Source organism: Amycolatopsis sp. NBC_00355 (assembly GCF_036104975.1).
In the GTDB taxonomy this organism is placed as follows: domain Bacteria; phylum Actinomycetota; class Actinomycetes; order Mycobacteriales; family Pseudonocardiaceae; genus Amycolatopsis.
Genome location: NZ_CP107982.1, coordinates 257,784 through 278,232, shown reverse-complemented (window position 1 = coordinate 278,232; position 20,449 = coordinate 257,784). Strand labels below are relative to the sequence as shown.

The following is a 20,449-nucleotide window of genomic DNA, read 5'->3' as shown; positions in this document are numbered from 1 at the left end:
GCCCGTCTCCGTCAGCGGATGGGGTTCGGCGTGATGTCCTGGGCGAACAGGCCGCCGTTCGAACTGCCGACGTGCACGTGGTAACCGCGGCCGCCGACGTTCACCGTGATGTGCGGGCGGGGGTCGGCGCCACCGGCCGCGCCGCCCAGGCCGCCCTGGTGGATGCCGGCCGTCTGCTGCCAGCCGCGGCCTTCCTGCATCTGCTTGAGGAGTTCCTTCGCCCGGCGTGAGCCCTCCCCGCGCCCGTTGGCGAGGTTCTCCAGGATGCCGACGAACTTCTTGTCGCTGATCTCGGTGACCGGGACGTTGGCGTTGCCGTGGAACACCGGCTGGCCCGGCCGGTTGTTGGCCAGCACCGGGTTGTTCGCCTTGCCGCCCTTGCACTTCCCGCCCTTGAGGCCGACCGGGTCGAGCCAGCCGGTCGGGTTGCGCACGTAGGCGTGCGGGTTGGTGCCACCGCCCAGCCCGATCGGGTCCGGGCTGATGTAGCGCCCGGTCTCCGGCTCGTAGTACCGGTTCACGTTGTAGTGCAGGCCCGTCTCGGCGTCGAAGTACTGGCCGGGGAACCGCAGCGGGGTCGGCGACGCGCCCGCGGTCCCGACCCCCCACAGCGACTGCGTCGAGTGCCAGGCGAGCTGCCCGGCCTCGTCCACCAGCTCGGCCGGGCCGCCGACGAGGTCGGCGACGACGGCGTGGAACCGCTCGTCGAGCGCGCCGTCCGTGCCGTGCCGGCGGTCCAGCACGCTGACCGGCACCGGCCGGTCCTGCTCCCAGTCCCACGTCGTGGTCCGGGACGGCACACCCGCGGTCGTGACGATCTCCTCGGCCGGCAGCACGCCGTCCCAGACGAAGACGGTCTCGTCGGCGACCGTCTCGCCGGCCGGGTCGAGCAGGCGCTTGGCGACCCGGCGGCCCAGCGCGTCGTAGGCGTAGCGCCAGACCCGCCCGTCCGGCGTCCGCACCTGGACGAGCCGGTCGTCCCCGTTCCAGCCGAACGTCCAGCCGGCCTCGGTGCCGGGCTGCTGCCGCCAGGTCAGGCGGCCGTGCTCGTCGTACCGGTAGCCCACCTCGCCGGCCCGCTGCAGCAGGGTGCCGGCGTACTCGCGGACGCCGCCCGCGGGGTGCGCGCCCCACTCCGCCGCGGTGACATTGCCGGCCTGGTCGTAGGCGTAGCGCTCGGCGCCGCCGGGCCGGCGCAGGCCGGTGATCCGGCCCAGCCGGTCGAGGTCGAAGTCGGTGCGCCCGGCGAGCAGGTCGTCGACGCCGGCGAGCACGTCGTCCGCCCGGTGCTCGTAGGCGCGCCGCTGCAGCGGGTGGCCGCCCTCGGCCGTGAGGACCTGTTCGACCAGCCGGTCGTTGGCGTCCCACGCCTGGAACAGCGTCGTCCGGCCGAAGACGCGGCCGATCTCCCGGCCGGCGGCGTCGTAGGCGAACCGGATCGACCGGCCGGCCGTGACCAGCCCGGTCGGCGCGCTCGCCGCGTCGTAGGTCCAGGTGCTTTCGACGCCCGACGCGGTGCGGCGGGCGGTCCGCAGGCCGCTGCGGTCGTAGGCGGACCGGACTTCCCGCCCGTTGCAGGTCTCGGCCACGACCCGGCCGAGCGCGTCGTAGGTCAGGGTGAGGTCGGCGTCGGCGGTCACCGCGCGCACCAGCCGCCCGGCGGCGTCGTAGGCGTAGGTGGTGACGTCGTCGCCGTGCCGCTTGCCGGTCAGCCGGCCCAGCGCGTCCCAGGTGTAGGTGGTGGGTTCGCCGCCCTTGCTGCTCTCGAGCAGCTGCCCGGCCGCGTCCCGCACGTAGGTGACGACCCGGCCGTCGAAGTCCGTCTCCCCGACCACGCGCCCGGCGGCGTCGTAGTCGATCCGCCACTGGGCGCCGCTCGCGTTGGTGACCGAGACGAGGCGCAGTTCGGTGTCGTAGGCGAACCGGGTCCGGCTGCCGTCCGGGGCGATCTCGCACACGGGCAGGTCGAACGGGCCGAAGTCGGTCCGGGTCACCGCGCCCGCGGCGTCGGTCCGCTCGACCGCGTTGATCTCGCCGTCGTAGGTGAAGCGCTCCACGGACCCGTCCGGCGCGACGCGTTTCCACAGCTCGCCCTCGACCGTCCAGGCGAGGTTCGTCGTGTGCCCGGCCGGGTCGGTGATCGACACGACGCGGCCCAGCGGGTCGTAGGCGTAGGCCGTGCGGCCGCCGGCCGGGTCGAGGACCGTCAGCGGCTTGCCGAGCGCGTCGCACTCGACGCCGGTGCGCCGGCCTTCCTCGTCGGTGAACGTCGTGAGCGCGCCGCGCGGGCCGTAGCCGTAGCGGCGGACCCCGCCCGCCGGGTCGGTGGCCGCGACGAGCCGGCCGCCGGCGTCGTAGGCGTACGTCCAGGTCGCGCCGCCGGGTTCGACCGTGGCGGCGGGGCGGCCGCGCCCGTCGTAGCGGACGCCGCGGACGCTCCCGTCCGGCAGGGTTTCCGAGGTGCGCAGGCCCTGTTCGTCGTAGCCGTAGCGGGTGACGCGGCCCAGCGCGTCGGTGTAGGCGAGCAGGCGGTCGTGGCGGTCCCACTCGTAGGCCGTGACGCCGCCGAGCGGGTCGGTCTCGCGGACGAGCTGGAACTCCTCGTTGAGCTCGTAGGTGGTGGTGTGCCCGAGCGAGTCGGTCGCGCGGTTGACGCGGTTTTCCTTGTCGTAGGCGAAGGTGTAGCTGAGGAACCCGCGCGGGCCGGTGCCGCGCACGCAGCGGTCGAGCTCGTCGTAGGTGAAGCCGTAACCCCAGCCGTTGCGGTCCTGCCAGCCGGTGATGCGGTCGCTTTCGTCGTAGGCGAACCGGTACGGCCGCCCGGAGGAGTTGACGACCTCGACCAGGTGCGCCCGGTCGTCGTAGGTGAAGCGGGCGAGCGTCACGCCGGCCGAGGCGAACTCGGTGACGCGGCCGTCGACGGTGGTGACGGCGATCCGGTGCCCGGCCGAGTGCCGGACCTCGCGCAGTACGCCGTGCTCGTCGCGATCGAAGTCGATCCGGTTGGCGTCGGCGTCGGAGATCGCGCTCAGCCAGCGGACCGCGCCGCCGGTGGCGAAGTGCAGGGTGCGGCCGCGGTCGGGCTGGGCCAGGAGGTACTCGTCGCCGAGCCGCCGCAGCGGCCACCGCGGGCCCTCCACCGGGGTGACGCCGTCGGCGCCCGGCACGGGGAAGATCAGCAGGGTGCCGTCTTCGGCGGCGAAGTCGACGCGGTCCGCGCCGAACTCCAGGCGCTGGTCGGCGGTCGACGCCCAGGACCGTCCGAAGTGGACACCGCTGCGGTAGCCGGAGAAGTGGCTGCGGTCCAGCACGAGCGCCAGCACGCCGTCGATCTCGACGTCGGTCTGGGCGAGCATCATCCGCCCGGTCGTCATGTCGATCGGGTCACCGCTGCCCGGGCGGCAGTCGATCGGGGTCGAGTTCTCCTTGGGGGCGTTGTTGTCCTTGGACAGCCCGCCGTCCTTCGGCTTGCCGCCGTCGCCCTTCGGTCCGCCGTCCGGGCCCTTGCCACCACCGGAGGGTGTGGTGCCGCCGTTGGACGACGGGGTGTCGTCGGGTCCCTTGGACGCCGGGGGCGGGTCCGACTTCGGCGGCGCGTCGGGGCCGCCACCCTTGGCCCCGGAGGTCGAGGTGCCGTCGCCCTTGTCCCCGGAGGGGCTGGTGGAGTCCCCGCCCTTGGGCGGCGGGTCGGTCTTCGGTGGCGGCGCGTCCGGCCCGCCCTTGCCCTTCGGCCCGTCCAGACCCTTCGGGTTGCCCTTGATGTCGATGCTCTTCGGCGGGGGAGCGGCCTTGCCGGGTTTGATGTTCCGCAGCGCCTTCGCCGCGTCCGAGAACAGGTCACCCGCGCGCTTGAGCAACGGCACCAGCGCCTTCAACGCCGTCACCAGCCGCTTGACCAGATCCGCGATCTTGGACGCCGTTTTCGCCACGGCGCCGATCACCTGCGGGACCACCCAGGTCAGGCCGATGCCGAGGGTGAACACGACCTGGAGTGCCCAGCTGATCAGGTGCCCGATCAGCTCGGCGATGATGTCGCGGACCAGGGCGCGTACCGCGGCGACGACTTCACCGGCGGTCTTCACGCCGCTGGAAGCGCCTTCACAGCCCTTCTGCGCGGTGTTCAGCAACGTGACGGTGTCGTCGGCGCGCTGGCGGTAACTGTCCCCGGCCGGGCCGGTCCAGGACACGGTGTCGGCCTTGACCATCCCGGTCAGGTCCTCGCCGATGCTCCCCAGCTCCGTCGCGATGTTCTTCCAGGTCTCCGACTGCGCGGCGATTTCGTCGGCGTTGCCCGTGAGCCCGTTGAGGGCTTCCTTGAGCGGACCGACGTGCTCCATCAACCAGCCGACCCCGGCCGCGAGGACCGCCCCGAACGGGTCCATCGCCATCGACAACGCGTCCAGCGCGGTACCGACCGCGCCCATCGCGACCGAAGCCCAGTCACCCGACTCGATCGCGGACTTCAGATCGGCCGCCGACTCCAGCAGCGACACGCCCGAGTACGCCTTTGTAGAGTCTTTGGTCTCCGCGACCAGCGGATTCGCCACTACACAACCATCCTTGCGCTTCCAGCGGGGTGCCCGGCTCCGGGTGACCCGAGCACGGTACCGGAAGCCGCCAAGGCGTTCGAACACGTCCGGGTGAACCGGTGCCGGACGGGCGCGATCATTGCCCGTTCGACCTTTTCGCTGACGGCACGCACTCGCGCGGGTACTTTCCGGCCGCACCCGACCTCGCGTGGGGGCGTAGCGCCTGCCGCCGCCAGAGGCCGAGACTTCGCACGGCCTGCCGGCTCCGCCCGCGCGACCAAGATCGTCGGCGGATCCAGCGGTCCGGCCGGGCGCCCCACGCCGGGCCCCCGGCGGCCGCGACCACCCGTTCCGGCGTCGGACGGCGCTACCCGCGCAGTGCCGGGCCGAGCCAGCGGCGGACGAGCGCCCGCAGCTCGTCGTCCGTGGGCGCGGACGCCGACGGGTACTGCAGGAACGACAGGAACAGCCGCATCAGGATCTCGGCCAGCCCCTGGAGGTCGTCGTCGGATTCGACGCCGGCGGCCGCCCAGTCGACCGGGACGTTGCGCAGGATCCGCGCACCGGCCGAGAAGGCCGGTTCGGATGTGACGCCGGCGGTGAAGTACTCGCCTTCGCCCGCCTGCAGGAGCAGGCCGAGGTAGGGCTCGTGCGGGACCGTCCGGACCGCGAACACCACCGATTCCACGGCGGCTTCGGCGGCCGTGCCGAACGAAGCCAGGTGCCGTTCCATCCGCCCGGCGAACTCCTCGACGCCGGCCAGGCCCACGGCGCGGAGGATGTCCTTCAGGCCCGGGAAGTACCGGTAGACGGTCTGCCGCGTCACCCCGGCCTCGGCGGCGACGTCGGAGAGGCTGGTCTTGGCGAGCCCGGCCCGGTCGAGGCACGCCGTCGCCGCTTCGACGATCCGGCGGCGCGCCTCGTCCTCGGTGCCGGGCGGGTTGCCCCGCCAGCCGTGGTACCCCATGCGCCCATCTTCCCCGAGCCGGCCGGCTCAGACGGGAGCAGGTCGCCGGGCGCGCCGGAGCACGGCCGGCAGCAGGACCGCCGCCGCGGCGAAGCAGGCGAGCGCGTAGAGGCCGCTCCCGATCGGCGTGCCGTCGCGGGTGACGCCGTCGGCCGCGGCGAAGTACGCCGGCAGGGCACGGATCCAGCACACGGCCAAACCGCCCAGGTAGACGGCGGGATAGATCCGCACGAAAGCGGACAGCGGCTCGGGATCCCCTCGCCGGACCGAAAGAATCCAGGCGCCGGCCGCCCACAGCAGAGCCAGCTCGACACCGAGGACCCAGGCCTGCGCCGGGATGTTCCCGGTGAAGAGGCTCGACGGGAGCCCGCCGAGCGCCATCGTCAACGGCGTGAGCGCCCCCGCCACGAGAACGCGCCACACCAGCGGCCACCCGCGTCGCGGGCCGCCGCCGGCCAGCCGCACGACGAGATACGTCAGGCCGCCCATCGAAACCGAGGCGAACAGCAGCATGCTCGTCATCGGCACCGCCGCCAGCGCGGGGTGGTCGACGAGGTTGTTGCCCGGGTTCCACGCCCACCACTTCAGCTGCGGGCCGAGCTGGTCGAAGACCTCGTAGAACACCTGGCACACGAACGCGACGGCCACCGACGCGAGCAGCGGGCCCCGGCGCCGGAAGACCCCGAGCGTCCGCACGAGCTCGTAGGCGAGCTGGCTGATCACCGGGTAGAACGCGATGATGTAGAGCGGCAGCCGGTCCCCCATGAACTGCACGGTGAACAGGTTGTGGGCGAAGATGAAGCCGTACACCTTGTCGAGGCCGAACCACTCCGGGAAGTACAGCGGCGGTTCCGTCACGAAGAGGTAGACCAGCGAAGCCCACCACAGCGCCAGGTTGACCGGGTCACCGGCGCGGTGCCGACGCAGCGCGTGCACCAGCGCGAACACCGAGCCGCCGACGACGAGCACCTCCAGCAGCGGCATCGTCGGATCGGCCAGGTCCCAGGGGAGGCGGACCGAGACCACCGGCGAGACGTCGTGGCAGTCGAAGCCGAGGCCGCGCGTGACGGCCTCCGCGTCCGGCCCGCAGCCGTCGCTCACCGGGCGCCGGCCGGCGCCGCGGCCGGCGAGTAGTCCGTCGCCGGCGGCTCGGCCTGGGGATCGAAGCCGAAGGGCACCCGGTGCCGCCCCAGCGCCGCGCGCAGGCGGTAGCGCGCGAGGCCCGCGAGCACCCGCGGGTTCCGCAGCATCTCCCCCAGCGACTCGTCGAGGTTGAACACCTTGGCGAAGTGCTCGTCGACGACCTCGTACTCGCGGGCGGCCCCGACGATGAGGCTGAACGCCGGCGCGGACAACGCCGCGACGAGCCGGCGTCGCCACTCCGGCGGCTTCTCCGTGCCCACGGCACACGCGTAGCCCTGGTCCCGGGCCATCGCCAGGGACCACGGCACGGCGAGCAGCTTGCGTTGCGCGGCCAGGAACCGCGTCACGAACCCGGCGTCGAGCTCCCGGGCGCGGGAAAGGTGTTCGCGCAGCAGCAACGCCGAGCCCGCCGCGGAGCTGATGCCCTGGGCGTAGAACGGGTTGAACGCGCAGATCGAGTCGCCGACGGACACCAGCCCCTTCGGCGGCGCGGGCAGGCGGTCGTAACGACGCCACTTGTTGCCCGTCGAGCGGGTCAGGTGCACCTCCGAAGTGGGCGCGCAGCGGTCCATCGCGGCGGCGAACAACGGCGTCCGCACGCGGCGGGCCGTCTCGGCGAACGCGTCGGTCGTGCGCGGCATCTCGAGGCCCCACGAGCCCATGCAGGCGATGACGCGGTCGCCTTCGATCGGGAAGAAGTTGACCAGGTAGTCGTGTTCGGCCGGGTGCGCGCCGCGGTCCGGGGTCGGCATGATCACCAGGTGCCGCCACCACCAGGACGCGGGCCGCTCGGCCGGCGCGGGCAGGTCGTACCAGCGTGAGGTGTAGGTGACCTTGGCGTCGAGCGTCCGCACCTCGGCCTCGGGCCAGCCCGCCGCCACCAGCCAGGCGCCGACCGACGAGCCGCGGCCGAGCGCGTCGACCACGAAGTCGGCGGCGAGGCGCTCCTCGCCGCCGGACGTGGTGAAGGTGACGCCGGTGATCGCGCCGTCGCGGCTGGTCAGGCCACGCACCGCGGCGCCTTCGCGGATGACGACGTTCGCCAGGCCGCGCACCTTGTCGCGCAGCACGCGCTCGATGAGGATCCGCGAGCTGTAGATCATCGTCATCGCGCTGCGCTTGCGCGCCGACCAGCCCTCGCCGTCGAGGTAGGCGGCGTCCAGGGACGGCATCAGGTGCAGTCCCCCGGCGGCGACGAGGTCGTCCTCGAAGCCGGGGAACAGCGCCCCGATCGCGCGGCGGCCCGAATTGAGCAGGAAGTGCGGGTGCTTGCTCTGCGGCACGCCGCGGCGGTGCTCCGCCTCGGCCGGCAGTTCGTCGCGTTCCAGCACCAGGACCTGGTCGAAGTACGGGGCGAGCGCCCCGGCGCTGCACAGACCGGCGGCGCTGCCACCGAGGACGACGGCGGTCTTGCCGAGCCGCATGCGGATCAACTCCCAGCGTCATTCATACAAACGGACATCGAATGTATGAATGACGCGAGGCGTGTGTCAAGGGACCGGCAAACCCTCGACGTCGCGGTAGAAGCGCAGCATCGCGTCCGCGAGCCGCCCGGGTGCCGCCATGGCCACGTAGTGCCCGGCGCCCTCGAACGCCACGGCCGTCACGTCCGCCGCGACCTGCCGCATCGTCGACGACAAGAACTCGCCCGAGCGTCCGCTGACCGCGAGCACCGGGATCTCGAGCTTCTCTTTCGCCAGTTCACGGATCTCGTCGCCTTCGCGGAGCATCGACCGGTAAAGACCGCTCGCGCCCCGGAACGCGCCGGGCCGGGCGTACGTGCGGGCGAGCTCGTCGATGTCGGCGTCGGTGAACGCCTCCGGCGTGGCGTTGAGCGCCGGAATGGCGTACTCGGCGAGGAATGCCCGCTCGCGCCCGGCCAGCAGCAGCTCGGGGATCCCCGGCGCGACGAGCACGCCGATGTGCCAGGCACCGCCGCGGGTGACGTCGGCCAGCGCCTCGACGCCGAACCCGGGCAGGCCGGTCTCGATGGCCGCGTAGCTGCGCACCAGCTCCGGACGCGTGGCGGCGAGCCGGAACGTCGTGCCACCGCTGACGTCCTGGCCGGTCAGGTGGACGGGACCGAGGCCCAGCTCCACGACCAGGGCACCCAGGTCGTTCGCGGCGGTGACGCTGTCGTGGTCGTCACCCGCGACGGCGGAGTCGCCGAACCCGCGCAGGTCCACGGCGATGACCCGATGGTGCGCGGCGAGCAGCGGGATCAGCTTGTGGAAGACCCACCAGGACTCGGGAAAGCCGTGCACGAGCAGGACGGGCGAACCGGTCGCGCCCGCGGCGGCGTAGTGCAGTTCGGTGCCGTTGACGCGCACGCGGTGGTGCTCGACGCCGGGGAGATCCATGAGACTCCTTCATCGGTTGGACAAGTTACTTGTCTAACCTACAGATAGACAAGCCCCTTGTCCATAACGTCGGCTGTCTATGCTTTGCCCATGGAGCGATCCTCGGGTGCCGAGCTGGCGCTCCTGCTGCTGCGCGGGTTCCGGTCGATGGTGGACGACGTCTCGATCGAGCTGGCCGACCACGGGCACCCGAGGGTCCGCCCCGCCGTCGAGTTCGCGCTGCGCGCGGTCGACACGGGCGCCGACACCGCCTCGGAACTGGCCCGGCGGCTGTCGGTCACCAAACAGGCGGCGGCGCAGCGGATCGCCATCCTCGAGGACCTGGGTTACGTCGAGCGCGAAGCCGACCCGGCCGACGCCCGCCGCAAACGCCTGCGGGTCACCCCGCACGGCCACGAGCTGATGCGCATCGGCGGCACCCTGCTGGACCACGTCCGCGACCGCTGGGCGGCCGAGATCGGCCCGGCCCAGCTGGCGACCCTCGAAGCGCACCTGACCCGCCTCACCGCGGGGACGACCCCGGTCGTCGACGCACCCGAGTAGCGGCCCCGGCGCGATGGCCGGGACGGGCGCCGCGGTCCGCCGCGAGGTGGGCGCGTTCACCATCACCCTCGGCAACCCGGCCCGGCGATGCGCCGGCAATGACCAGAACGCTCCGCCGAGCACACAGAGCCGAGTCGAGGGCGCCGCTCGACTCGAGTCGTCGAAGTTGTATCGCTGACCGGAACGAACGTCGGGTCACGTCCGAAAGTGCTACCATCCGGTCGAAATCGTTCCTGTCAGCGAAACGATCCGGAATTCGAGGACCACGAGCTTGGCCGTCAACAGTACCGCCGGACGCAAGCCCGCCGCGGCGGACAACACCGGGACCGAGGCCGCCGCGCGGGTGGCCGACGTGCTGCTGCTCTTCACCGGCGGCCCCCGGTACCTGGGTGTCAGCGCGATCAGCCGCGAGCTGGACCTGTCCAAGGCCGTCGTCTACCGGATCCTGCAGTCGCTCGTCTCGCGCGAGATGCTGGCCACCGATCCCGGCGTCGCCGGCTACCGGCTCGGGCCCGCGGCCGTCGCCCTCGGGGCGAGCGCCCTGCGCCGGTTCGACGCCCGCGTCGCCGCCACGCCCGTCCTGCGGCGGCTGCGCGAGCAGACCGGGGAGACGACCACGCTGTCCGGGCTGGTCGGCGACGAACGCGTGTACCTCGACCAGTTCGAGAGCCCGCGCGAGATCAAGATGACCGTGGAGCTGGGCCGCCGGTTCCCGCTGCACGCCGGGTCCTCCGGCAAGGTGATCCTCGCGTCCCTGCCCGAGGACCGCCGGGAAGCCCTGCTGCACCACGAACTCCCCGCGTTGACCGAGCACACGATCACCACCGCCGAGCAGCTGCGCGAAGCCCTCGCCGAGGTGGCCCGGGACGGCGTCGCCGTATCGCTCGGCGAACGCCAGCCCGGCGCCGGCTCGGTCGCCGCTCCCCTGTTCGGGCCGGACGGTGAGGTCCACGGCTCGATCAGCATCTGCGGCCCGCAGTACCGTTTCACCCCCGACGCCGTGAGCCGCTACCGCGACCTCGTGCGCGAAGCCGCGGCGGAGATCCGGCAGAGCTGGGCCTGGCTGCGGGAGCCGGGCGGCCGGTAGGGAAACCCACCGGCCGCCCCCGATCACCTGCCGCGCTTGAGGTAGCGGCCCACCGGGTCGCCGGCGATCTTGCCGTCGGCGAACACGTGGTGGCCACGCACGAACGTGTCGGTCACCTTCGCGGTCATGTCGAACCCCTCGAACGGCGTGTACTCCTGCGTCGACTCCGACTCCGACGCGCGCACGGTCCAGCGGACGTCCGGGTCGACCAGCGCGAAGTCGGCGTCGAAGCCCTCGGCGATCGTGCCCTTCCTGAGCAGGCCGTAGCGCCGGGCCGGGTTCTGCGACGTCAGCTGCGCGATCCGCTGCAGCGACAGCCCGCGCTTGGTGCCTTCGCCGACCAGGCCGGGCAGCAGGTACTCGGCACCGCCGAAACCGGACTTCGCCAGGAAGACGTCGTCGCGATCCGAACCGAACTTCAGCTCGTCGCGGCAGCACGCGTGGTCGCTGACCACCCAGTCGACGTCGCCGGCGAGCACGTGCCGCCACAGCGCCTCGACGTCGTCGCGCTCGCGCAGCGGCGGGTTGACCTTGCCGCCGATGCCGGACGCGGTGTCGACGTCGGCCAGCAGGTGCCCGATCGTCACCTCGCGCCGGAAGTCGATGTGCGGGAACGCCTTCCCCATCGTCAGCGCGGCCGACAGCGCCTTTTCCGACGACAGGTGCAGCAGGTTGATGTTGGGCAGCCCGGTCTCGTGCGCCAGGTAGGACGCGATGGTGACGGCGAGGCCTTCGGAGTGCGGCGGCCGCGACGCGCTGTAGGCCCGCAGGCCCGACAGCGAACCGTCCTGCTCGACCAGTTTTGTGTACGCCGTCATGATTTCCGCCGTCTCGCAGTGCAGCGAGAGCGACAGGTGCGGCGCGTACTCGGTCAGGACCTCGCGCGCCTGCTGGACCCCGCGCATCACGAACTCGAAGTGCGCGATGTCGTAGCGCTCGTCCGGCGGGATCATCAGGAAGTCGCTCTGGCTGGTCGAACGCCCGTGCAGGCCGTGGCTGCCGTAGAACATGAAGATCTTGAACGACGTGACGCCGAATTCCTCGACCAGGTAAGGGATCTCGGCGATGTGCTGCGAGCTCATCGGCGCGAGGTGGAAGGCGTAGTCGACGTAGGCGTTGCCCTCGGACGCGCTGAGCACCTCGGGGAAGAAGTCGCGGTAGCTGCCGCCCTTGTTCAGGTAGTACTGGCCGGTGCGCATGTACGTCAGCGACGTCGTGACGCCGCCCTGCGCGCTGGCGCGGCTCTCGGTGCGGGTGTCGGTGGCCAGCTCGTTGTAGATGCCCCAGTGCTGGTGCGCGTCGACGACACCGGGGAAGGCCAGCAGCCCGCGGCCGTCGACGACCTGGGCGGCGTCGTCGGCGGGCAGGTCCGGGGCGACCCGCGTGATGGTGCCGTCGTTCACGGCGATGTCCAGCAGTTCCGGCTCGGCCCCGTCGGCGTCGTCGGGCCGCACGACCCGGACGTTCTTCACGAGCAGTTCCGTCGTTGCCATTTCTCTCCTCAGCTTGCGGGGTCGTAGGTTCGGCACCGGGCGACGTCGCCGGCGGCCAGGTAGGCCAGTCCGAAGGCGGGCAGCAGGCCGTTGCCGGGCAGGTAACCGGCGGCGCCGTGGCCGGAGATGCTCGCCGCGGCGCCGCCGGCGGCGTACAGGCCGGGGATCGGGCGGTCCCGGCGGTCGACGACGTTCGCGTGCTCGTCGACCAGCAGCCCGCCCTGGGTGTGGAACAGCGCGGGCACGACACGCACCGCGGCGTAGCGGCCCGACAGCGGACGTTCCCAGTTCGTGCGGCCGTGCTCGTCGTCGGATTCGCCGCGGGCGATCGCGGCCGCGGTGGCGAGTTCTTCGGCCAGCGCGTCCGGCGGCAGGCCGGTCGCCTTCGCGAGCCCGGCGACGTCGTCCGCCCACACCAGCGCGCCGGCGGACACCACGTCCCGGAAGTCCTGGAACGGCTGGCACTGCTCGAAGATCGTCTCGTCGAGCACGATCCAGCCGGTCGAGCCGGGACGCGCGGCCAGCTCGGCGGCGTACTCGGAGTAGCCGCGGATCTCGTTGCCGAAGCGGCGGCCTTCGAGGTCGACCAGGATCGCGCCGTGGATGATCGTCGCCCAGCCGACGAGGGTGCCCGCGTTGGCGGAGACGGCGCCGTGGCCCTGGTAGGCGTCCAGGAACCCGGTGGCGGCGCCCAGTTTCTCGCCGATGCGCAGTGCGTCGCCGAGCGACTGGTCACTCCCCTGGTACAACGCCCCGGCGATCTCCGGGAGGTGCCGTTCGACGAGGTCCGCGTCGGCACCGAACCCGTTGGTGGCCAGCAGGACCGCCCGGGTCGGGATCTCCTCCTCGGCCCCGTCGGGGTACCGGACGAGAACCGCGCGGACACCGTCCACATCAGACAAAACGTCCACCAGCCGCGCAGGCGCGAGCAGCTCGATGTTCTCGTGCTCGGTCACTTTGCGGGCGAGGTGGTCGATGACGCCGGAGCCGTGCCGGCCCGGGATCGAATGGCACCGGGGCACGGCGTGGCCGGGGTAGTTGAAGTCCGTGACCAGCGACAACGGCAGCCCGGCCGAGTCCGCGAGCCACTCGACCAGCGGCGCGCTCACCTCCGCCAGGATCCGGGCCAGCCGCGCGTCGGCCTGCCCGTGCGTCTTGGCCATGATGTCGGCGACGAACTTCTCGGGCGAGTCGTCGACGCCGGCCTCGGCCTGCCAGCGGGAGCCGGCGCCGGGGAACATCGCCGTGGACATCGAGGTGTTGTTGCCGCGCCGGAAGTGCTCGCTCACCTCGACCACGAGGACGGAGAGCCCGAGTTCGGCCGCGCGCAGGGCACCGGCGAGCCCGCCGCCCGCACCGGCGACGACGAGGTCGGGTCCGTCGGTCACGGCTGCTCCTCGACGGCCAGCAGCCGCATCGCCAAGGCCGTCGGGTCGACGATCCGCGCGGGCAGGTCGGCAGGTTCGACGTCGACGGCCGAACAGCCGTTGAGCACCGCCGTCGCGCCCAGCCCGGCCAGCTCGCGCACGGCCGTCCCGAGCGCGGCGTTCCACGTCCCGGTCTCGGCGATCGCGGAGAACGGCAGGTCCAGCACGCGGATCCCGGCGAGGTACTCGGTCAGCCGGTAGGCGGCGATGCGCTTGGAGAACTCCTCGGCGATCGCCTCGTTGCGCACGACCGCGCCGAACCGCACGCCCTTCGCGGCGAGGTAGGTGGCGGACAGCTTGAGCAGGCCGTGCACCGGCAACGCGGGCTCGGCGACGGCGTCGGGCACCGCCGGGTCCAGCACGCAGTCCGGGAAGGCCAGGTCCCAGCCGTCACCGGCCGCTTCGAGCGCGGCGGCGACGGCGTTCTCCGAAACCCGCATGGACTCGTCGGTGTCGAGGGTCTTCGGCGCCGACGGGCCGACGTCCCGCAGTTCGATCTCCAGGCCCGGCGGTGCGAGCCGGTCGTACCGCTCCTGGCGCCGCCGGATCTCCTCGGGCGGCAGGTGGATGGGCGTCACCGCGAGGGCACGCATCAGTTCGGCTCCTTCTCATCGGTTCCGGCCAGCTCACGCAGCGTCGCGCCGACGCGGGGCAGGCCGGGCAGGTCGCGCCCCAGCGCCGCGGCGCGGTCCACGACTCTCACGGGCAGCCAGTTCTCGAGCATGCCGACCAGGTCGGACTCGGTCAGCGGGTGGTGGTCGGCGTCGCCGACCGGGTTGGGGACCTCGTGGGTCAGGGACGTGCCGTCGTCGAACGCGATGCTCACGCGGGCCGCCCGCTCGGCCGGGAGGCGCGTGGTGAGGTCGCCGGCTTCGACGAGCCGGACCCGGCCCGCGAGCGCTTGGACGTCCGGGTCGTCGAGCGGGCTGTCCGGCCCGACCTCGCCGGTCAGCGCGGCGGTCGCGACCACGAACGGCGTCGAGAACATCGCCGAGAGCCGGTTCGACCAGTCCACATCGGACAGTCCGGCGCCCAGGACGTGGGTCTCCACCAGGACGTGCGTGATCCCGTCGGCGCGGAACGCCGGGTGCGCACGTAGTTCGAGCACGGCGTCGGCGGCCGGGTGGGTGAACGAGCAGGACGCGTGCCGCTTGAAGTAACCACGCGAGATGTCCCAGCGGGTGCCCAGGTCCGCGGTCAGCTCGGCCGGCTCGAACTCACCGAGCACCGTGCCGAGCGAGAGCGCGGCCGTGCCGGTGGTGCGGGCCATCCCGGCCACCGCCATCCGGGCGGCGGCGAGCCCGGACGTCGCCGAGGCGCCGAGCCACGCGTTGCGCACCGGGTTGCCTTGCGTCGCCGAGTCGAAGTGCCCGGCGATGCCCATCCCGGCCGCGGTGTCGATCGCGGCCGCGACGGCACCGGGCGGGAGGCCGAGCAACCGGGCGCAGCCGGCCGCCGCGCCGGGGACGCCCCAGCTGCCGTGCGGGTGCGCGCCCGCGCGCAGGGTGGTCGCGCGGCCGAACCGGGCGGCCACCTCGTAGGCGGCCAGCAGCGCCGCCGCCGTGTCCGCACCGGTGCTGTCCAGCTCGGCCGCCAGCGCCAGCACCGCGGGGAACCCGTGCGCGGCGGGGTGGCCCTTCGCGTACTTGTGGCCCTCGTCCAGCTCCAGCGAGACGAGCGCCATGCCGTTGAGCCAGGCCGCCGCGTCGGTCGTCACCAGCCGACCGCCGCCGATCAGCGGCGCCGGTCCCGCAGGCGCGCGCCAAGCGTCGACCAAGGAACGCTGCTCCGGCAAGGAAGCACCCAATGCGGTGACGCCGACGACGTCGAGCAGGACGAGGGAAAGCCGGTCCAGCACCGCGGCCGGGACACCCGTGACGTCCAGTTCGGACACCCACGCACCGAGGTCCGCGGTGGCGGAAGCGGCTCGTTCGCGTTTCACAGTCCCAGGTACGCCTTCCTGACCCGGTTGTCGCCGGCGAGCGCGGCGCCCGTGCCCTCCAGCACCGTCGCCCCGCTTTCCAGCACGTACGCCCGGTCCGCGATGGCCAAGGCCTGCTTCGCGTTCTGTTCCACCAGCAGCACCGCCACCCCGCTGTCCCGGATCCGCCGCACCGCCTCCAGCACGGTCCAGGTCAGTTTCGGCGAAAGCCCGGTCGACGGCTCGTCGAGCATCAGCAGCCGCGGCCCGGCCATCAGCGCCCGGCCGATGGCGAGCATCTGCTGCTGGCCGCCGCTGAACGTCTGCGCGGTCTGCGTCCGGCGCTCGGCGAGCACCGGGAACAGCTCGTAGACCTCGGCCAGCGACGTCGCGGCCTGCGCGGGCGTGCGGGTCCACGCGCCCATCCGCAGGTTCTCCTCGACGGTCAGCGTGCCGAACAGCGCCCGGTCCTCGGGCACGTGCACGAGGCCGTCGCGCACCAGCTGGTCCGGGCGGCGCCCGGCCGTCGGCGTGCCGTCGAGCGTGATGGTGCCCGAGAGCGGCTTGAGCTGGCCGCAGATGCTGCGCAACGTCGTGGTCTTGCCGGCGCCGTTCGCCCCGACCAGCGCGACGATCTCGCCGGCGTCGAGGCGCAGGTCGACGTCGTGCAGGATCCGCATCCGGCCGTACCCGGCGCACACCTTCTCAAGCGTCAGCATGGGTCGGCTCCTCACCCAGGTAGGCGTCGATGACCCGCGGGTCGCTGGTGACCTCGGCGGGTGAGCCGACGGCCAGCACACGGCCCTGGTCGAGCACGAGCACCCGGTCGGCCAGCCGCATCACCGCGGCCATGATGTGCTCGATGAACACCAGCGTGACGCCCTCCTGCTCGCGCAGACCGGCGAGCAGGTCGAGCACCGGCTCGCGCTCGGCCGGGACCAGCCCGGCCAGCACCTCGTCGAGCAGCAGCACCTTCGGCCGGGTCGCCAGCGCGCGGGCCAGTTCGAGGCGCTTGAGCCCGGCGGTCGGCAGGTCGGTCGCGGCGCGGTGCGCCCACGGCCCGAGCCCGACCCGCTCGACGACGTCCAGGGAGTGCTCGCGCAGCGCCTTGGCGCCGAGCCGGTGGTGCTGCGCGGCGAGGCCGACGTTCTGCGCCACCGTCATGCTCGCGAACGGCCGCATCAGCTGGAACGTGCGCACCATCCCGGCGCGCGCGATCCGGTCGGGTGCGCGGCCGGTGACGTCGTCGCCCGCCAGCCGCACCCGTCCGGTGTCCGGGGACAGCGCCCCGGAGATCACGTTGAACAGCGTGGTCTTGCCCGCGCCGTTGGGCCCGATGACGCCGAGGATCTCGCCCTCGGCGACTTCGACGTCCACATCGGACAGTGCATGCACGCCGCGGAACGCCTTGCCGACCCCGCTCACCTCGACGATGCTCATCGTCGCCACCTCGCAGCGAGAGTCCCGACGATCCCCTTGGGCAGCAACCGCACGATGAGGATCACGAGCACGGCGTACAGCACGACGTCCAGGCCGCTGCGGCCCTGCAGGAAGCCCAGGAAGCCGGGTGGGGTGCGCAGCAGTGTGGCGGTGACGTCGGTGAGCGAGCCGATGATGATCGCGCCGACCACCGGGCCCCACACCGTGCCGATGCCGCCGATCACGACCGGCACGATCGCCTGGATCGAGATCGCCGAGCCGAACCCGAGATCGGGGTTCACGAACAGGTAATACTGCGTGTAGAACGCGCCGGCCACCGCGGTGATCGCGGCCGACAGCGCGACCGTCATCAGCTTGTGCCGCAACACCGGGGCACCCAGGGACGCCGCGGCCAGTTCGTCGTCGCGGATCGCCGTCACGTACCGGCCGGCACGCGAGTGCAGGAAGCCGATGCTGATCGCGACCGCCGCTCCGGCCAGGAACAGCGCCACCCAGAAGTACGCGGGCGAGTCGGCCGGGAACTGGATCTGCCACAGCGACGACCCCTGGATCAGCGGCACGCTGTAGCCGACGGACTTGTTGGCGAACGCGCTGCTCGTGACGATCAGCCGCAGCATCTCCGCGAACGCGAACGTCGCCAGCGCGAAGTAGGCGCCTTGCAGCTTGTAGCGGAAGGAGAAGTAGCCGATGACCACCGCGACCGCGGCGGCCACCGCCATCCCGGCCAGCATCCCGATCCACGGCGACACGTTGTGCTTCACCAGCAGGTACGCGCTGGTGTAGGCGCCGAGGCCGAAGTAGGCGGCGTGGCCGAAGCTGAACATCCCGCCGAACCCGCTCATGATGTTCCAGCCGACGGCCATCAGCAGGAAGATCAGGATCCGCACGGCGACGGCGCCCTGGGCGGCGGGCAGGATCAGCGGCAGCGGGATCGCGACCAGCACGAGAATGGCGAGGATCGCGAACTGCCGGTTCTGCGGCCGCAACGGCGGTGCTTTGACGGCGTCCGAGTTGGTCGGCGCCGCGATGGTGATGGTGCTCATGCTCGCCTCCCGAACAAACCTTGCGGGCGGAGGAAGAGCACCAGCACGAACACCACGAAGACGCCGAGCAGGGAGCTCTGGCCGCCGAGGTAGATCGTCGTGAGCTGTTCGACCAGCCCGATCAGCAGGCCGCCGACGAGCGCGCCCGCGACGTTGCCCATGCCGCCGAGCACCACGACGACGAACGCCGTGATGTTGAACTGGTCCCCCAGCGTCGGCGTCACGGTGACGAGCGGGCCGGCGAGCACCGCCGCGGCCCCCGCGCACGCCGTGCCGATCGCGAAGGTCAGCGTGTGCATCCGGCGGACGTTGATGCCGACCAGGGCCGCGCCCGGCGCGTTCGCGGCGACCGCGCGGATCGCCGTGCCCAGCCGGGTGCGCCGCAGCAGCCAGAACAACAAGCCGCCGAGCACGACGGCGCCGAGGAACGCGTACAGCCGTGAACCCGCGACCACCGCGCCCAGCAGCGAAAACTGGAAGTCGCCGGGCAGTGTGATGGTCTTGGGCTCGGCGCCGAAGAACATCTGCAGGCCGTTCTCCAGCAGCAGCGACAGGCCGAGCGTGATGAGCAGCTGGTTCTCCAGCGACCGGCCACCCGCCCCGGACAGCAGCCCGCGGTGCACCGCGGCGCCGAGCAGGAACAGCACCGGCACCGCGACGACGAGCGTCAGGTACGGGTGCAATCCGGTGGCCTGCACCATGCCGAAGGAGAGGAACATGGCCACCGCGAGGAACGCGCCGTGGGCGAAGTTCACGATGTCGAGCACGCCGAAGATCAGCGTCAGCCCCATCGCGATCAGGCCGTAGAGCCCGCCGGTCAGGATGCCGGTGACCACCGACTGCCAGACCACCAGGCCGCTGCCGGACTGCAGCAGCGCCACGACGACCGCGACCACGAGGATCGCGGCGACGATGCCTGCGCGGCGAAGGAAACCCTGGTCCACCTTGGCTTTCCGGTCGGGAGGTGCGGTTTCGGGGACGACGGGCGCCCCGGTGTCGAGTTCGGTCATGGGCGCCACGCCACCCTGTAGTCGGGCCGGGATTCGGCTTTTTCGGGGGGATAGACCTGCTGGACGCGCCCGTCCCGGACCTGCATCAGCACCGGGAAGGCGTTGCGGTTGTCGCCGTTGGGGGCGAACTGGATCGGCCCGCGCCCGACGGTCAGCGGCGCGACTTGAGCGGCGGCGATCGCGTCCCGGACCTTCTCCGGGTCGGTGCTCGCGGCCTGCTCGACACCGTGCGCGATCACCTGGACCGCGTCGTAGGACAGGACCGCGCCGGTGCGCATCGGGTCGCCGTACTGCTTCTGGTACTTCTCGCGCAATGCGACGGTCTCGGGATTTGTCGCGTCGTAGTGGTAGTTGGCGCTGAAGTAGAGGTTGCCGAGAGCGGCCGCGTCGGCGACGAACTTCGGCTGGTCGTACGCGCCGTTCGAGACGCCCCAGACCGCGTTGAGGTCCGGTTTCACCGAGGCGATCGCCTTGGCCGCCAGGAGGCTGTCGCGGTAGTAGCCGGCGACGGCCAGCACGTCCGCGCCGGACGCCTTGACCTGCGTGACCTGCGCGGTGAGGTCGCTGACGGTGGTGGCGTCGTAACTGATGTTCGGGCCGATCGCGATGCCGAGCTGCTTCGCGGCCGCGTTGAAGGCGTCGGCCGCGCCGCTGCCGAAGTCGCTCTGCTCGTGCAGGAACGCGACCTTCCGGACGGGCTTGCCCGCCTGGTCCGACACCGCTTTCAGGTACTGGGCGGCGGCGGTCGCGATCGCCTTGCTGCCCGGCTGCACGCGGAACGAGTACCGGTAGCCGTGGGCGAAGATCGCGTCGGAGGCGGTCACGTCCATCACGAACGGCACCCGGTTGCGTTCGGCCACGACGGCGACGTTGGTGCTCACCGCGCTCTGGTAGGTGCCGACCAGGCTGACCGCGCCGGCCGAGATCAGCCGCTGGGCCTCGCTCTGGCCGATGTCGGCCTTGCCCTGGGTGTCGCCGGTGACCAGCTCGACCTTGCGGCCGCCCAGGGACTTGATGCCGCCGGCCGCGTTGATCGCGTCGACCGCGAGCTGCGCGCCGCGGCGCATCTGCAGGCCGTCGACCGCGTTCGAACCGCTGACCGGGTGCAGCGCGCCGATCTTCACCGGGCCCTCGTCCCGCCCCGCGGCCGCGCCGCCGGCCCCCATCGGCGCCGAGCCCCCGCACCCGGTCGCGAGCAGGGCGCACGCGCCGAGCGCCGCGACGAGTTTTCGTGCGGACATGTCACCTCTTCCCACTGGAAGGGCTGTCGTTCCGCTAAGCGAAACGCCAGATTTGTTGTCGGTCATCGTGACACCCGGCCCGACGTCAGGTCAACATCTGCGCATAACTTGACGGACGTGCGTGATCAGTGCGAACTTGGGGAACACGGAGAGACGTCACCACGAAACACGACGTTCACAGTTGTTCCCCCCGGCGAAACGGGCATCCGCACTCGGGCCGCCGGACGAGAAAGGCAGGTACGCCC

General features: G+C 72.2%; 16 protein-coding genes and 1 pseudogene. 3 read left to right on the top strand and 14 right to left on the bottom strand.

Translation table 11 applies throughout. The features are described from left to right. Positions 1–11: 11 nt before the first annotated feature. From OHS18_RS01065 to OHS18_RS01045, 5 genes are all read right to left on the bottom strand, one after another. On the bottom strand, positions 12–4,547 hold the full coding sequence (locus OHS18_RS01065) for an RHS repeat-associated core domain-containing protein (RefSeq protein WP_328615547.1): 4,536 nt from the start codon (positions 4,545–4,547) through the stop codon (positions 12–14). 349 nt (positions 4,548–4,896) lie between these two features. After that, positions 4,897–5,496 carry a TetR/AcrR family transcriptional regulator gene (locus tag OHS18_RS01060; RefSeq protein ID WP_328615546.1) on the bottom strand — a complete coding sequence of 200 codons (600 nt, stop codon included), beginning with the start codon at positions 5,494–5,496 and terminating at the stop codon, positions 4,897–4,899. Between the two features lie 27 nt (positions 5,497–5,523). Beyond that, positions 5,524–6,597 carry a hypothetical protein gene (locus tag OHS18_RS01055; RefSeq protein ID WP_328615545.1) on the bottom strand — a complete coding sequence of 358 codons (1,074 nt, stop codon included), beginning with the start codon at positions 6,595–6,597 and terminating at the stop codon, positions 5,524–5,526. After that, entirely contained in the window at positions 6,594–8,063 is a 1,470-nt protein-coding gene (locus tag OHS18_RS01050; RefSeq protein WP_328615544.1) for a hypothetical protein, read from the bottom strand. Before OHS18_RS01050 ends, OHS18_RS01055 begins: the two co-directional genes overlap by 4 nt. Positions 8,064–8,129: 66 nt before the next feature. Continuing rightward, a complete protein-coding gene (locus OHS18_RS01045; RefSeq protein ID WP_328615543.1) occupies positions 8,130–8,999 on the bottom strand; it encodes an alpha/beta fold hydrolase in 870 nt (289 codons plus the stop codon). 90 nt (positions 9,000–9,089) lie between these two features. Between OHS18_RS01045 and OHS18_RS01040 the strand changes: the two genes are divergently transcribed. From OHS18_RS01040 to OHS18_RS01030, 3 genes and pseudogenes are all read left to right on the top strand, one after another. Further along, positions 9,090–9,542, top strand: a complete 453-nt coding sequence (locus OHS18_RS01040) for a MarR family winged helix-turn-helix transcriptional regulator (RefSeq protein WP_328457056.1) — start codon at positions 9,090–9,092, stop codon at positions 9,540–9,542. Position 9,543: 1 nt separating this feature from the next. After that, positions 9,544–9,627: pseudogene (locus OHS18_RS01035) on the top strand (UDP-N-acetylglucosamine acyltransferase); the annotation flags it as partial. A gap of 186 nt (positions 9,628–9,813) precedes the next feature. Further along, a complete protein-coding gene (locus OHS18_RS01030; protein WP_328615542.1) occupies positions 9,814–10,629 on the top strand; it encodes an IclR family transcriptional regulator in 816 nt (271 codons plus the stop codon). A gap of 23 nt (positions 10,630–10,652) precedes the next feature. Here the strand turns inward: OHS18_RS01030 and OHS18_RS01025 are convergent, their stop codons facing one another. Genes OHS18_RS01025 through OHS18_RS00985 form a run of 9 tightly spaced genes read right to left on the bottom strand, consistent with a single transcriptional unit; the run spans position 10,653 to position 20,204 of the window. Further along, positions 10,653–12,122 (bottom strand): dihydroorotase, encoded by a 1,470-nt coding sequence (locus OHS18_RS01025; RefSeq protein WP_328615541.1) that lies wholly within the window; start codon positions 12,120–12,122, stop codon positions 10,653–10,655. An 8-nt stretch (positions 12,123–12,130) separates the two neighbouring features. Further along, positions 12,131–13,510, bottom strand: a complete 1,380-nt coding sequence (locus tag OHS18_RS01020; RefSeq protein ID WP_328615540.1) for an FAD-dependent oxidoreductase — start codon at positions 13,508–13,510, stop codon at positions 12,131–12,133. Continuing rightward, positions 13,507–14,142 carry an aspartate/glutamate racemase family protein gene (locus OHS18_RS01015; protein WP_328615539.1) on the bottom strand — a complete coding sequence of 212 codons (636 nt, stop codon included), beginning with the start codon at positions 14,140–14,142 and terminating at the stop codon, positions 13,507–13,509. The genes OHS18_RS01020 and OHS18_RS01015 overlap by 4 nt, the downstream gene beginning before the upstream one ends. Continuing rightward, the gene (locus tag OHS18_RS01010) at positions 14,142–15,491 is read right to left on the bottom strand and encodes an MmgE/PrpD family protein (RefSeq protein ID WP_328615538.1); all 1,350 of its coding nucleotides are present in this window, start codon (positions 15,489–15,491) and stop codon (positions 14,142–14,144) included. Before OHS18_RS01010 ends, OHS18_RS01015 begins: the two co-directional genes overlap by 1 nt. Then, positions 15,488–16,189, bottom strand: coding sequence for an ABC transporter ATP-binding protein (locus OHS18_RS01005; RefSeq protein WP_328457068.1), 702 nt, complete (start codon positions 16,187–16,189; stop codon positions 15,488–15,490). Before OHS18_RS01005 ends, OHS18_RS01010 begins: the two co-directional genes overlap by 4 nt. Beyond that, positions 16,176–16,910, bottom strand: a complete 735-nt coding sequence (locus OHS18_RS01000) for an ABC transporter ATP-binding protein (protein ID WP_328457069.1) — start codon at positions 16,908–16,910, stop codon at positions 16,176–16,178. The genes OHS18_RS01005 and OHS18_RS01000 overlap by 14 nt, the downstream gene beginning before the upstream one ends. Beyond that, complete coding sequence (locus OHS18_RS00995; RefSeq protein ID WP_328615537.1) at positions 16,907–17,953, bottom strand: branched-chain amino acid ABC transporter permease; 1,047 nt, start codon at positions 17,951–17,953, stop codon at positions 16,907–16,909. Before OHS18_RS00995 ends, OHS18_RS01000 begins: the two co-directional genes overlap by 4 nt. After that, complete coding sequence (locus tag OHS18_RS00990) at positions 17,950–18,963, bottom strand: branched-chain amino acid ABC transporter permease (protein ID WP_328615536.1); 1,014 nt, start codon at positions 18,961–18,963, stop codon at positions 17,950–17,952. Before OHS18_RS00990 ends, OHS18_RS00995 begins: the two co-directional genes overlap by 4 nt. Further along, positions 18,960–20,204 carry an ABC transporter substrate-binding protein gene (locus OHS18_RS00985; RefSeq protein ID WP_328457075.1) on the bottom strand — a complete coding sequence of 415 codons (1,245 nt, stop codon included), beginning with the start codon at positions 20,202–20,204 and terminating at the stop codon, positions 18,960–18,962. The genes OHS18_RS00990 and OHS18_RS00985 overlap by 4 nt, the downstream gene beginning before the upstream one ends. Positions 20,205–20,449 lie beyond the last annotated feature (245 nt).